This is a genomic window from Ruegeria sp. N4, from assembly GCF_056531425.1.
On sequence record NZ_JBQFLT010000023.1, the window covers coordinates 1 to 14,222 of the forward strand.

Below are 14,222 nucleotides of genomic sequence, written 5' to 3' on the forward strand. Positions count from 1 at the left end.
TGTCCTCACCAGTCAGTTCTCGCCCGTCAAAGCGCAGCTCGTATGTGCGGGCATGGGTCAGCTCTCCATCAGGCCGCCGGCATCCGCTGCTCGACAATCTCAGCCCACCAGCTGCACCCGGCGGGAATGGCCTCGTCGTTAAAGTTATATTCCGGATGGTGCACCATGGCCGTGTCGCCATTGCCAACCAGAATATACGCCCCCGGACGTTCTTCGAGCATGAACGCAAAATCCTCGCCGCCCATCACCAGCGGCGCATCTTCGCAGTCACCCGACACAGACCGGGCCACTTCTGCGGCAAAAGCGGTCTGCTCATCGCTGTTCACCATGACCGGGTAGCCGCGGATATAGGTCACGTCCGCGGTGCCGCCGAACGTCGCCGCCACGCCGTTGCAAATCTCGTTGATCCGCTTTTCGGCCAGATCGCGCATCTCCTTGCTCATCGTGCGCACAGTGCCTTTGATCTGCACCGTTTGCGGGATCACGTTGAAGGCCTTCGACGATGTCTCGAACGAGGTCACCGACACCACCACCTGATCAATCGGGTCCGCATTGCGCGATGCAATGGTCTGCAATGCCAGCACCGCCTGCGCCGTCATCACGGTCGTATCCACCGTCTCTTGCGGTTTCGCCGCATGACCGCCGCGCCCTTCAAATGTGATGTCGAACTGATCGGTCGCCGCAAAGAACGAGCCCGGACGGATCGAGAAGCTGCCAACCGGCTTACCGGGCCAGTTGTGCATCCCGTAGACCTCCTGAATGTTCCAGCGATCCATCATACCGTCTTCGCACATCTCGCGCCCACCACCGCCGCCTTCTTCGGCAGGCTGGAAGATTACGACAACAGTGCCGTCGAAGTTCCGCGTTTCCGAAAGGTACTTCGCCGCGCCCAACAACATCGCCGTATGGCCGTCATGCCCACAGGCATGCATCGCGCCGGGCGTTTTTGAGGCATAGTCCAACCCCGTCGCCTCATGAATCGGCAGCGCATCCATGTCGGCGCGCAGACCGATGACCTTGCCGTTGCTGTCGGACTTGCCCTTGATCACGCCGACAACGCCAGTGCGGCCGATACCTGCGACGACCTCGTCGCAACCGAACTCCTTGAGTTTCTCGGCCACTACTGCGCTGGTGCGATGCGTTTCGAACAAAATCTCGGGGTTCTCATGCAGATCGCGTCGCCATTCGGTGATTTCGTTCTGCAATTCGGCAAAGCGGTTCTTAACTGGCATTCTTTCTCTCTCCTACTTCACGCCGCCGGCATCCGGCGCTCGACCATTTCGGCAAACCACGAGCATCCAATTGGAATGATCTCGTCGTTGAAATTGTATTCGGGGTGGTGCAGCCCGGCGCTGTCGCCGTTGCCCAGAATGATGAAGGCGCCGGGGCGTTCTTCCAGCATGAACGAGAAATCTTCGCCCCCCATCACCATAGGTGCCTCACCGCAACTTCCACCAACAGCAATCGCGGCCTCTTCGGCATAGCCCGTTTGCTCTTCGGCGTTGATCGTGACCGGAACGCCTTTGTTGTAGGTCACGGTTGCGGTGCCGCCCATCGTGGCAGCGACGCCGGTCGCAACTTCGCTCAGCCGCTTTTCGATCATCTCGCGCATTTCGTTGGAATGCGTGCGCACCGTCCCCCGCACCCGGGCCGATTGCGGGATCACGTTGAACGCTTTCGAAGATGTCTCGACCGAGGTCACAGACAACACACCCTGCTGGATCGGATCGGCATTGCGCGACACAACCGTTTGCAGGGCCACGATTAGCTGAGACAGCATCACCGTGGTGTCCACCGTTTCCTGCGGTTTGGCCGCATGCCCGCCATGACCTTCCAGATGGATGTCGAACTCGTCCGCCGCCGCCAGCAATGGCCCCGAGCGGATGGCGAATTGGCCCGTGGGCAGACCCGGCACGTTATGCATGGCATAGACTTCCTGAATGCCAAACCGGTCCATCAAACCGTCCTGACACATGGCCTCGGCCCCGTTGCCGCCCTCTTCCGCGGGTTGAAAGATCACAACTGCCGTACCATCGAAATTGCGCGTCTCAGCCAGGTATTTTGCAGCGCCCAGAACCATCGCCGTATGACCATCATGACCGCAGGCATGCATCGCGTCGGCGGTTTTCGAGGCATAATCCAGCCCGGTCTGTTCTTGCATGGGCAGCGCATCCATATCCGCCCGCAACCCAATCGCACGGCCCTGTGTATCTGTCTTGCCCCGGATGATCCCGACCACGCCGGTACGGCCAATGCCAGTGACAACCTCATCACAGCCGAACTCTTTCAGCTTTTCGGCCACCAGGGCGCTGGTGCGGTGGGTGTCGTACAGGATCTCGGGGTGTTCGTGAATGTCACGCCGCCAGCCGGTGATCTCATCGTGCAGTTCTGCAAGGCGGTTTCTGATCGGCATGTCATTCTCCCTTATCAGGCGATGGGCAATCGTCGTTCCACAAGCTCGGCAAACCAGCTGCAGCCGGCGGGAATCGCGTCGTCATCGAAATTATATTCCGGGTGGTGGCACATGGCCGTGTCCCCGTTTCCAACAAAGATGTAGGCTCCGGGCCGTTCTTCAAGCATGTAGGCGAAATCTTCCGATGGCATGATTGGATCGGTGCTGTCATTCACCTTACCCGCAACGGCTGCGGCGGCTTCGGCGGCATAGGTTGTTTCCGCCTCGGAATTCACGGTCACCGGATAGCCGGGGTTCCACGTCACCTGCGCGGATGCGTCAAAGGCCGAGGCCGTATCCTCGGCAATCCGGCGCACGCGGTCTTCGGCAATGGTACGATATTCCGAATTCAGCGTTCTGACGGTGCCTTTCAGCCGGACGGTATGCGCAATCACGTTCGACGCGGAACTGTCTGTTTCAAAAGTGCCGACTGTCAGAACAACCGATTTGATCGGGTCCACCGTCCGCGAAACAACCGATTGCAAAGACACAACAATATGTGACGCAACAAGCGTCGTATCCACCGCGTCATGAGGGGCCGCTGCATGGCCGCCCTTGCCGGTAACGGTGATTTCGAACTCATCCGATGACGCCAGCAAAGCACCGGGCCGGATGGCAAATTCGCCCACCGGAAGGCCGGGCATGTTGTGCATCCCGTAGACCTCTTGAATGTTCCAGCGATCCATCAGCCCGTCCTGACACATGGCCAAGCCCCCGGCCCCGCCTTCCTCGGCCGGTTGAAAGATCAGCACCACGGTGCCATCGAAATTCCGCGTCTCGGCCAGATATTGCGCAGCCCCCAAAAGCATCGAGGTATGCCCATCATGCCCGCAGGCGTGCATCTTGCCGGAAACGGTCGAGGCATAGTCCAGCCCCGTCGCCTCTTCGATCGGCAGGGCGTCCATATCCGCGCGCAGCCCGATCACGCGACCTCTGGTATCCGTACGGCCCTTGATCACCGCCACGACGCCGGTTTTGCCTATACCGGGCGTGATTTCATCGACGCCGAATCCCTTCAACCGTTCAACAACAAAAGCCGCGGTTTCGTGGACGTCATACATAAGTTCGGGATGAGCATGCAGGTGACGACGCCATTTGGTGATTTCACCATGCATCTCGGCAAGTCTGTTTTTCACCGGCATGTCGTGCCTCCTTTGGCGGGTTAGCCCGTCAGCTTTTCCAGTAGCCGTTTCATAAATGCGTGGCCTGCTTCGAACTGCGCGACCGAGATAAACTCGTTCGGCTGATGCGCCTGCGCGATGTCGCCGGGGCCGCAGATGACAGCGGAATAGCCTGCTTCCTGAAACTGACCCGCCTCGGTGCCATAGCTGACCACGTGGCCGGCATTGTCGCCGGTCAGGGCGCGGACCAGGGCCTCGGCCTCCCCATCTTCTTCCGGCACCAGACCGGGGATCGAGAAGTTCTCGGACAGGTCGATCCGCGCCTCGGGGTGGACCGCCTGCATCCGTGCCTCGACCTCGCGCACCTGCTGGAAATACGCGTCGCGCCAATCGGCTTTTCGTTCGTCCGGGACAATGCGGAAGTCCATCATGAACCGGCAATCCTTGGCGGTAATGTTATGCGCCGTACCGCCTTCGATCATGCCCACATGCAGGGTCGACCATGGTGGGTTGAACACCGCAGCGGTATCGCTGGGCTTTGCCGCCTGATTGCGTGCATTCTGATCATTCGCCCAATCGATCAGCGGCGCCGCCTGCATGATCGCATTGACGCCGGTGTGCATGATCGAGCTGTGAACCTCGAACCCCACCATATGCGTGTCATAGCCAAAACTGCCCTTGTGCCCTGTGACCGCCTGCATTGTCGAAGGCTCACCCACAATCACGGCAGAGCCTTTCGGCAGAACGCCCTGCATCGCCTCGATCATGGGCGGCGCGCCGGTGCAGCCAATCTCTTCGTCGAAACTCAGCGCCAGTTGCAGCGGGCGTTGGAGGTTTGCGTATTGGCCTTCGACCAAGGCCCAGATGGCCAGCGCATCAAACCCCTTCATATCGCAGGTGCCGCGCCCGAAATATTTGCCGTCTTTTTCGACAACGGTGAAGGGATCGGTGTCCCAGGGTTGCCCATCCACCGGCACCACATCCGTGTGGCCGGACAGAACCACAGCCCCCTCTTCCCAAGGGCCGACATGGGCGAACACCGCCGCCTTATGCGGCTGGTCCGGGTCAGGCCAGCGATGCGGTTCAATCCCATGTTCCCGCAGATAGCTTTCGACCCAATCAACCAGCGGCAGGTTGGTGTCACGGCTTACAGTCGGGAACGAGATCAGCTTGGTCATGATCTCAAGCGGCGTCAGGCGCTGTGCCATGGATCCTAGTACCCGCTATCCGTCGTCAGGATGAAATGGCCCGGTTCGACCTCATGATAGACCGAGGGTTCAGGCGTATAGTCGATTGGATGAATTGGCGACGGGATCGGTTTGAAATTCAGATCTTTTTCCGATTTCCGCTGGTTCGGATCGGCAATCGGAACCGCCTTCATCAGCGCCTGTGTATAGGGGTGCTGAGGGTTCTCGAACACCCGCGCGCGCGGCCCAAGCTCGACGATCCGGCCCAGATACATGACGCCGACATGGTGACTGACCCGCTCGACCACGGCCATGTCGTGGCTGATGAACAGGTATGACAGGCTGAGTTCGGATTGCAGTTCCATCATCAGGTTCAGAACCTGCGCCTGCACCGACACGTCCAGCGCCGAGACCGCCTCATCCGCGATGATCAGCTTGGGGTTCAGGGCCAGTGCACGGGCAATCGCGATCCGCTGACGCTGACCCCCCGACATCTCGTGCGGGAAGCGGCGCATGAAGCTGCGCGGCAGTTGTACCTTGTCGAACAATTGCGCCACGCGGTCCTGCAATTCCGACCCGGTCGCGACGCCATAGTTCCGCATCGGTTCGGCCACCTGATCGACCAGTTGCATCTGCGGGTTCAGCGAGGCGAACGGGTCCTGAAAGATCATCTGCATGTCCAGCCGCGCCTTGCGCAGGCCGCCGGGATCCAGCTTCATGATATCGACGCCATCCAGATCGATCTCGCCCGCCATTGGCTCGACCAGACGCAGGATCGACCGCCCGGCCGAGGACTTGCCGCAGCCTGATTCGCCCACAAGGCTTAGCGTTTGACCGCGATTCAACGTAAAGGACACATCTTCGACCGCATGAACGTTCGAAATCGTGCGGCGCAGCAACCCGCCTTTGACGGGGAAGCGCGTGGTCAGGTTCTTGACCGTCAGCAACACCTCTTCGGTACCGGGAATCGGGGCGATGGTTTGGCCTTCTACCCCCAGCAGTTTCATCGGCTCGGGCGCGGATTTCCCCTGCATTTCCCCAAGCTTGGGCACCGCAGCCAACAGCGCCTTGGTGTAATCATGCTGCGGGTTTTCGAAGATTTCCTTGACGGTGCCTTCCTCGACCTTGTTGCCACGGAACATAACCACCACGCGGTCGGCCATCTGTGCCACCACGGCCATATCATGGGTGATAAACATCACCGCCGTGCCGGTTTCCCGCTTCAGCCGGTCCATCAGGGCCAGAATCTCGGCCTGAATGGTCACATCCAGCGCCGTGGTCGGTTCGTCCGCGATCAAAAGCCGGGGCTCACACGCCATTGCCATCGCAATCACAACGCGCTGCCGCATACCGCCGGACAGTTCGTGCGGATATTGCTTCAAACGGCGTTCCGGCTCGGGAATCCTCACCTGACGCAGCAGTTCAAGGGCGCGTTCTTCAGCCTGAGTCTTGGACATATTCTTGTGGATGCGCAGACCTTCGGTCAGTTGTCGGCCCACGGTGAAAACCGGATTCAGGGCTGTCATCGGCTCCTGAAAGATCATTCCGATCTCGTTGCCGCGAATCTGTTTCATCAGATCCTGATCGGCTTTGGACAGGTCCATTTCGTCCCCGTCGCGGCGATCAAACAGCAATTCTCCGCCCGCGATTTCGCCGCCGCCAAACTCGACCAGCCGCATCAAAGACAGTGAAGAAACAGACTTTCCGGACCCGGATTCGCCAACGATACAAACGGTTTCGCCGGGCTTCACCTCGAACGAGACATCCTCGACGCCCACCACGGGGCCATCCTTGGTTTGGAACTCGACCCGAAGTTTTTTTATCTGGGCAATAGGTTGGTCCAGCACGTGCGCACTCCCCTTGGCAGGCTGATTTGTTCGAATGCCCGACGCTAAGGCGCTGAGGCGGGAAAAGTCAAACCCGTCGCAATTTTTCCCGACGGCAACCCTTGCTTTTTTCCAAAGTTCTGTTTCGATACCTCGCGTAACCGTGTTGGGGAGAATACGGCATCACAAAAATGCGAACTGATTTTGCGATATGAAATCAGCGTCTTACCCCCATTGCGGCAACGCCTAATCCGCAGGCCTTGCGGAGAAAATCGAGACACGCAAGTGTCCAACATGGAGTGTATGATGAAAATCAAAGCCCTTTTGCTTGGTGCGATCGCAAGCACGGCGATGGCCCCAATGGCCTTTGCCGAGCGCGGCTCGGACGGCAATGTAAGCATCATCTATTGGCAAGCACCCTCGATCCTGAACCCGTTCCTGTCGGGCGGTACCAAGGATGTGGAATCAGCTTCGCTGGTGATCGAACCGCTGGCGCGCTACGACCAGGACGGCAACATGGTGCCCTTCCTGGCATCGGAAATTCCGACCGTCGAAAATGGTGGTGTCAGCGAGGATCTGACCTCGATCACATGGAAGATCGCACCGGGAATCACCTGGTCGGACGGCACTCCGTTCACTTCGGCAGACGTGAAATTTACTGCTGACTACTGCATGCACCCGGAAGGCGGTTGTGCTCAGGTCACCAAGTTCGAGGGCGTCACCTCGGTCGAAGCGGTGGATGATCTGACTGTCAAAGTCACATTCGACAAGCCGACCCCCTTCCCTTACGGCCCGTTCGTGGGCGGTGAAAGCCCGATCATTCAGGCCGCTCAGTTTGCGGATTGCCTGGGTGCGAAGGCCCCGGAATGCACCGACCAGAACTTTAACCCGATCGGAACCGGCCCGTTTGTCGTCACCGAGTTCAAGCCGAACGACGTGATCACATTTGCCGCCAATGACAACTATCGCGACCCGGCGAAACCGGCCTTCGCGACCGTGACCTTCAAGGGCGGCGGCGATGCAACGGCTGCCGGTCGTGCGGTCATGGAAACCGGCGAGTTCGATTACGCCTGGAACCTGCAGCTTGCGCCCGAAGTGATCGCGCAGATGCAAGAAGGCGGCAAGGGCACCCCGGTCGCAGGCTTTGGCCCGCTGGTCGAGCGTATCATGCTGAACCAGACCAACCCGTCACCCGACCTGCCCGAAGGTGAGCGTTCGACGGCTGCGCATCCGCACCCGTTCCTGCAGGACCCGGCCGTCTACAAGGCGCTGTCCATGGCAATCGACCGGCCGCTGCTGGTTGAGATCGGCTACGGTCAGGCGGGCAAAGTGACTTGTAACTGGGTTCCGGCCCCCGCCGCGTTCAACTCGACCTCGATGAGCTGCGACACGCAGGACATCGAAGGCGCGAAGAAGCTGCTGGATGATGCCGGTATCGTGGACAGCGACGGCGATGGCGTTCGTGAAAAAGACGGCGTTCCGCTGAAAATCGTCTATCAGACCTCGACCAACGCCGTCCGTCAGGACTTCCAGGCGCTGATCAAGGAATGGTGGAGCCAGATCGGTGTTGAAACCGAACTGCGCAACATCAACGCATCGGTCTTCTTCGGTGGTGACCCGGGTTCGCCCGACACGTTCCAGAAGTTCTATGCCGACGTCGAAATGTACGCCAACACCTTCAACGGCACCGACCCGCAGTCCTATCTGGGCAACGGCCTGTGCGACAAGGCTCCGCGTCCGGACACGCAGTGGCAGGGTGAGAACATCAGCCGCTTCTGCAACGAAGAGTTCGACAAGCTGCATGGTCAGCTGGCCGAAACCGCCGGTCTGGAAGCCCGTGCCGAGATCGCGAAGCAGCTGAACGATATCATGGTTCAGAACGGCGGCATGATCCCGCTGGTGCACCGTGGTCGTCTGTCGGCACATGCAAACACGCTGGGTGGCGTGGTCCTGAACGTTTGGGACAGCGAACTTTGGAATATCGCTGACTGGTACCGCAAGACCGGTTCCTAAGCGTTAGCCTTGCAAAGCCGCGCCCCGATCTTCGGGGCGCGGCCCTTTGCACACCACTCCAACAAGAAGACGCATATAAAGGCGCCTCTTAATGCTCAATTTTACCATCAGACGACTGGTGCTGGCCGTACCCACGCTGCTGTTCATCAGCCTCGTCATCTTCCTGCTCCTCGAACTCGCACCCGGCGACCCGATGGCGCAGGTTCCGCTTACCGTCCCCCCCGAAGTCAAAGAGAAGATGCGCGAGGCGCTTGGCCTTGGCCAGCCGATGCATATCAGGTTCTGGAAATGGATCGTGCAGTTCTTCTGGATCGAACCGCAGGTGCTGGTCGACCATATGTTCGGCACCACCTTCTCGGAAGGTGATCTGCGAGTGATTTCGTGGCAGACCCGCTCGCCCGTCATGGACATCGTCGTTCAGCGTATCCCGCAGACCCTGTGGGTTGTCGGCACCGCCTATGTGGTCGCCATCCTGATCGCCCTGCCCATCGGCATTTATTCCGCTTATCGCCAGTATTCGTGGTTCGACCAGATGGGCACCTTCGTGTCGATGGTCGGCTTCTCGGTCCCGCCGTTTTTCTCGGGCGTTCTGGTGATCGTGATCTTCTCGGTGCAACTGGGCTGGTTCCCGTCGATCTATGACACAACTCTTGTGGTCAACAGTTGGGACAGCTTCATGCTGCAGCTGAAACAGATGATCATGCCCGTCATGGTTCTGGCACTACAGATCACGGCACAGCTTAGCCGCTTCATGCGTGCGTCAATGCTGGACAACCTCAATCAGGATTACGTCCGCACCGCCCGTGCCAAGGGCCTCAGTGAATATACGGTCGTAATGGTGCATGTCCTGCGCAACTCGATGATCCCCGTGGTCACCGTGATCGCGCTGGGTATTCCGGCCATCTTCGGCGGCGCCATCATCACCGAGCAGGTGTTCAAGGTGAACGGCATCGGCCAATTGCTGATCGGGGCCATTCAGGCCAACGACCTGCCGATGGTGCAGACCCTGACCTTCATCTTTGCCGTGCTGATCGTTCTGTTCAACCTGATCGCAGACGTGCTCTACGGCATTCTGGACCCGAGGATTCGCTATGACTGATCATGATCGTACCGATACGCTGGTCCCGGATGAAGGCATTGCGCCAGCGTCCACCGCCCTGCCAACTGCAGGCGTGATGGACGACCTGACCACCCCGCCGCGCAGTCAGTGGCGCGACGTGTGGGATCAGTTCAAGACCCACAAGGGCGCGATGATCGGGGCGATGCTGTTCATCTTTATCGTCGCTGCCGTCTATCTTGGCCCCTATGTCTGGACCATCGATCCGACGCAGATCGACATTCGGGCGCGCAATCAGGGGCCAAGCTGGGCGCACCCGTTTGGCACTGACCAACTGGGCCGAGATATTCTGGCGCGGATGATGTCCGGCGGGCAGACCTCGGTCTCGGTGGGTATCACCGCGATGTTGCTGGCGCTGTTCCTGGGCTCGTTCATCGGCGTGGTCGCCGGGTTCTTCAAACGGCTCGACGGACCGCTGATGCGCCTGACCGATCTGTTCCTGGCCCTGCCCCTGCTGCCCCTGCTGCTGGTCATGATGCTGCTGTTCCGCGAGCCCTTGTCGGCGGCCTTCGGGCTGGAGCGTGGGATCTTCATCCTGATCGTCTGCGCCATCGGCATCACCTCGTGGATGCCCACCGCACGGATCGTGCGGGGCGACGTGTTGGCGATCAAGGAACGTGAATTCGTTCTGGCCGCGCGTTCTATAGGCACCAGCAACACGCAGATCATCACGCGGCATATCCTGCCCAATGTGCTGTCCCCGATCATGGTGTCGGCCACTTTGGGCATTGCAACCGCGATCATCACCGAAAGCGCGTTGTCCTTCCTTGGGCTGGGCTTCCCGCCCGACTTCCCGACCTGGGGCCGCCTGCTGTTTGATGGTGTCGATTACCTGCAGCAATACCCCGAACGTGTGTTCTGGCCCGGCCTTGCGATCTCGCTCACCGTGCTCAGCGTCAACTACCTGGGCGACGGCCTGCGCGACGCGCTGGATCCGCGTATTCGCGGGCGTTAAGCGAACTCAGTCGGCGCGCCTTAGCGCGCCGGCACACACCACGATCAGAACGGCAAGCGGCAGCAATACGGCAAACGCCATCCGCAGCGTCAGCAACTCGGCCAGAAACCCGATCAGCGGCGGCCCGATCAACAGCCCCCCATAACCAAGCGTAGCAACACTGGCGATGGCCTGCCCCGGCGGTATCTGCGGATCATTGGCCGCCCGGCTGAACGCCAATGGCATAATCACCGCATAGCCCACACCCATCAAAGTAAAGCCCACCAGCGCCAAAGGCGCTGCCCCTGCCGAGACCACGCAGAACACACCCACCGCCGCAAAGACGCCACCGCCGCGCGCCGCCGCAACCGGCCCGACCCGCGCAATTAGGAAGCCTCCGGCCAGCCTGCACACCACCATCGCGACCGAGAAGACCGCATAGCCCAACGCCGCAACGCTCTCAGCCGCTCCGGTGACATCGCGCAGGAACAAAGCGCTCCAATCGGCGACTGCGCCTTCGCCCAATGCGCCGCAAAGCGCCGTGAAGCCAACAAGGATCAACACGCCGGACGGGAAGGCAAAAACCGCGCCATGCGATTGCTCCGCCCGGCGAGACGTCCACTGTACCCAGGACAGCGCCAGGGCCAAAGCCACGACAACACCACCTGCGGCAAGAAAGTGCTGCAACACGTTCATCTGCAACTGAACCGCGGCATATCCGCTGATGGCCCCCAGCCCTGCCCCAAGGCTCCACATCGCGTGGAATGAGGACATGAGCGGTTTGTCATAGGCCTGCTCGACCTCAGCCGCCCAGGCATTCATGGCCACGTCCATCGACCCGTGGAAGGCCCCAAACAGAAACAGAAAGGCGGCCAACATGGTGAAACTGTCCGCCATCGCCAACAGGATCAGGGACCCGGTATAAAGAACGGCTATGATCCGGGTGATCGCGACCGCCCCGAACCGGTCGGTCAGCCGCCCGGTGATGGGAAAGGAACACACTGCCCCCGCCGCCATGAACAGCAGACCATAGCCCAAGTCTTCGTGGCTGAGTTGCAGGTGGTCACGGACGGCAGGAATACGGGACGCCCAGATGCCAAACAGGGCACCGTTCAGAATGAACATCGCAGTCACGGCCCGCCATGCCGACACAACACTGATCATTTGAACGCTCCGATTGGCTTTCTGCCCGGCCACTACTACAAAGCCTAAGGGCTTGCGCAAGCGTCGTTCACTCCAACCGCTTGCGAATCCGGCGCACCGCGAACCACACTGCCAGAATGACAGGCAAGGTTATCAGCGCGGTCAATGTGCCCTTGCTCAACCCCGCGGACGTTAGCGGGTACAGCAGGTAACTGACCAGCGAGACCGCATAATAGCTGATCGCAACGACCGACAGCCCCTCGACCGTGTGCTGCAAACGCAGGGCCAGATCAGCGCGGCGATCCATGCTTTCCAGTAACGCCTGATTCTGCGCGCTGCGCTCTACATCCACCCGCGTTCGCAGAAGATCACCCGCCCGGATTGCCCTGTCCGACAAGGTTTGCAGCCGCTTTTCGGTGGATTTTACGGTTCGAATGGCCGGATCGTATCGGCGCATCATGAAGTCCGCAAAGCTCTGCCCGCCCTGAAACCGTTCTTCCCGCAGCACCTCAATGCGCTGGTTTACGATGGCTTCATAGGCACCGGTGGCCCCAAAGCGAAAGGCACAGCGGGCCGACAATGTCTCCAACTCGGTTGATGTTGTCAGAAGATCGGGCAGAAGATCGTCGGGATGTTTGCTTCCGTCGGTCATCTCGACCATCAGCTCGGTCAACCGTTTGTCCAACTCACCAATGCGCGGCATCAGGGTTTTAACCCGCGCAAAGCCAAGCATCGACATGGCCTTGTAGGTCTCGATTTCGCACAGGCGCTGGATGACCCGCCCGGTGCGCCTGTTGCCGGTTCCGTCCGAGACAAACAGGGCAAAGCGCATATGCCCGGCCGGATCGATGCGAAAATCACTGGCGCAAATGGCCGCGCCATCCAGAACACCGGCAACGGCCAGACTCTCGGGTTCGAACCAGTCCAGCAGTTGCGCCCTGATCTGCGCGTCATCCGGGCGCGGTACAACGCGCATCAGAATCGAGGTCACCCTTTGACCCGGGCTGGACATCAGCCAATCAGGCGGAAAGACCTCAAAATCGGCGGGATTGAACGCCCGGTCGCTCACGTTCGGCGTAATGGCCGTGTAGGTGACAAACTCGGTGTGTTGTTCCCATTTCAACCAATGGCGACCGATCTGGCCCGCGTAATGCGTTGCTGCGGGCTGCGGATGCGGTGCCCCGTGACGATCCAGAAGATCCGTCAAATGAGCGATATCGTCGCTCTTGTCCCGACCGGCTGCATCAACCGGCATTTTGATCGCAAGGAAGGCAACCGTGCAGGGCACCTGAGCAACCGGAAAGGGCCGCGCATGCAGCTCATTGGCCAGCGCATAGCGCAATGGGTGGTCCTGAATGGGTGTCATAGATCGCTCCGTACCGTGTCACGGACTATATGCGATCCAGCGAATACATCAATTCTCTTTTTATTTCATATACTTACATGAATGCAACGGCATACAAATCCGCTATCTCATTGATTTGGTTGCCACAGTTCAATCGGATTGCCTTCAGGGTCGTGAATTCGGGCGAACTTGCCCACCTCGCTGTCCCAGTCCGGGTTGGTTTCCACAGCGATCCCCGCCGCCTGAAGTTGTTCAGTCAGGGCTGCAAGATCATCGACCCGAAAGTTGATCATCCATTGCTGCTCGGCCCTGCCGAAATACTCGGTGTCCTCAGCAAACGGAGCAAATACCGTGTAGCCTTCGCGCTGCTTCCAGGGGGCAGGGTCATAGTGGTTGACGCCCAGATGTGTCTCGTACCAGGCGCTCAGCGCTTTTGGGTCGCGCGCGCGGAAGAACACGCCACCGATGCCATTTACCTTTTCCATATCCGACCTCCTGCACAGTTTGGTTCCGACCCAGATTACCACATTCCGCGCGCTTCATCTGGCCACAAATATCCTGGGGGGCCGCCTTGAGTTGCGCCATTGGTCCGAGCGGCCAATGGCGGCGGGCAAAGCCCCCAATCAAACGCAAAAAAGGGCGCCGGTTTGGCGCCCTTTGCGTTTGGATTACGACCCGTTTGATCAGTCGATCATGGGCAGCAGCTTGTCCAGCGACTGTTTGGCGTCGCCATAGAACATGCGGGTGTTTTCCTTGAAGAACAGCGGGTTTTCGATGCCCGAATACCCCGTGCCCTGACCACGTTTCGAGACAAACACCTGTTTCGCTTTCCAGCATTCCAGAACCGGCATGCCAGCGATGGGGCTGTTGGGGTCTTCCTGCGCGGCTGGGTTCACGATGTCGTTCGAACCGATGACGATGGCCACATCCGTTTCCGGGAAGTCGTCGTTGATCTCATCCATCTCAAGCACGATGTCATAGGGCACCTTCGCCTCGGCCAGCAGCACGTTCATGTGGCCCGGCAGACGGCCCGCGACGGGGTGGATCGCAAAACGCACCTCTTTGCCCTTGGCGCGCAGTTTGC

12 protein-coding genes are annotated in these 14,222 nt (G+C 59.7%); 3 read left to right on the top strand and 9 right to left on the bottom strand.

What is annotated here, in order from left to right; genetic code table 11:
- Positions 1–68: 68 nt before the first annotated feature.
- From ACR0LW_RS21015 to ACR0LW_RS21035, 5 genes are read right to left on the bottom strand one after another with little or no spacing between them, the layout of a single operon-like run.
- A complete protein-coding gene (locus ACR0LW_RS21015; RefSeq protein ID WP_480884368.1) occupies positions 69–1,232 on the bottom strand; it encodes a M20 aminoacylase family protein in 1,164 nt (387 codons plus the stop codon).
- Positions 1,233–1,249: 17 nt separating this feature from the next.
- On the bottom strand, positions 1,250–2,413 hold the full coding sequence (locus tag ACR0LW_RS21020; protein ID WP_480884369.1) for a M20 aminoacylase family protein: 1,164 nt from the start codon (positions 2,411–2,413) through the stop codon (positions 1,250–1,252).
- Positions 2,414–2,427: 14 nt separating this feature from the next.
- Entirely contained in the window at positions 2,428–3,594 is a 1,167-nt protein-coding gene (locus ACR0LW_RS21025) for a M20 aminoacylase family protein (protein WP_480884370.1), read from the bottom strand.
- Positions 3,595–3,614: 20 nt separating this feature from the next.
- On the bottom strand, positions 3,615–4,781 hold the full coding sequence (gene argE / locus ACR0LW_RS21030; RefSeq protein WP_480884371.1) for an acetylornithine deacetylase: 1,167 nt from the start codon (positions 4,779–4,781) through the stop codon (positions 3,615–3,617).
- A 5-nt stretch (positions 4,782–4,786) separates the two neighbouring features.
- On the bottom strand, positions 4,787–6,607 hold the full coding sequence (locus ACR0LW_RS21035; RefSeq protein WP_170451991.1) for an ABC transporter ATP-binding protein: 1,821 nt from the start codon (positions 6,605–6,607) through the stop codon (positions 4,787–4,789).
- Between the two features lie 285 nt (positions 6,608–6,892).
- Between ACR0LW_RS21035 and ACR0LW_RS21040 the strand changes: the two genes are divergently transcribed.
- The 3 genes from ACR0LW_RS21040 (at position 6,893) to ACR0LW_RS21050 (ending at position 10,671) form a co-directional block, all read left to right on the top strand.
- Positions 6,893–8,599, top strand: a complete 1,707-nt coding sequence (locus tag ACR0LW_RS21040; RefSeq protein WP_170451993.1) for a peptide ABC transporter substrate-binding protein — start codon at positions 6,893–6,895, stop codon at positions 8,597–8,599.
- A gap of 91 nt (positions 8,600–8,690) precedes the next feature.
- Positions 8,691–9,698 carry an ABC transporter permease gene (locus tag ACR0LW_RS21045; RefSeq protein WP_170523487.1) on the top strand — a complete coding sequence of 336 codons (1,008 nt, stop codon included), beginning with the start codon at positions 8,691–8,693 and terminating at the stop codon, positions 9,696–9,698.
- Positions 9,691–10,671 (top strand): ABC transporter permease, encoded by a 981-nt coding sequence (locus ACR0LW_RS21050; protein ID WP_170451997.1) that lies wholly within the window; start codon positions 9,691–9,693, stop codon positions 10,669–10,671. Before ACR0LW_RS21045 ends, ACR0LW_RS21050 begins: the two co-directional genes overlap by 8 nt.
- Before the next feature lie 6 nt (positions 10,672–10,677).
- Here the strand turns inward: ACR0LW_RS21050 and ACR0LW_RS21055 are convergent, their stop codons facing one another.
- From ACR0LW_RS21055 to ACR0LW_RS21070, 4 genes are all read right to left on the bottom strand, one after another.
- Complete coding sequence (locus tag ACR0LW_RS21055) at positions 10,678–11,814, bottom strand: MFS transporter (protein WP_480884372.1); 1,137 nt, start codon at positions 11,812–11,814, stop codon at positions 10,678–10,680.
- 67 nt (positions 11,815–11,881) lie between these two features.
- Positions 11,882–13,159: a DUF3422 family protein gene (locus ACR0LW_RS21060; RefSeq protein ID WP_480884374.1), complete on the bottom strand. Its 1,278-nt coding sequence runs from the start codon at positions 13,157–13,159 to the stop codon at positions 11,882–11,884.
- Positions 13,160–13,266: 107 nt separating this feature from the next.
- Entirely contained in the window at positions 13,267–13,623 is a 357-nt protein-coding gene (locus ACR0LW_RS21065) for a VOC family protein (protein ID WP_170621339.1), read from the bottom strand.
- Between the two features lie 198 nt (positions 13,624–13,821).
- Positions 13,822–14,222: NAD(P)(+) transhydrogenase (Re/Si-specific) subunit beta (locus ACR0LW_RS21070; RefSeq protein ID WP_480884377.1), on the bottom strand; the 401-nt coding region annotated here is incomplete at its 5' end.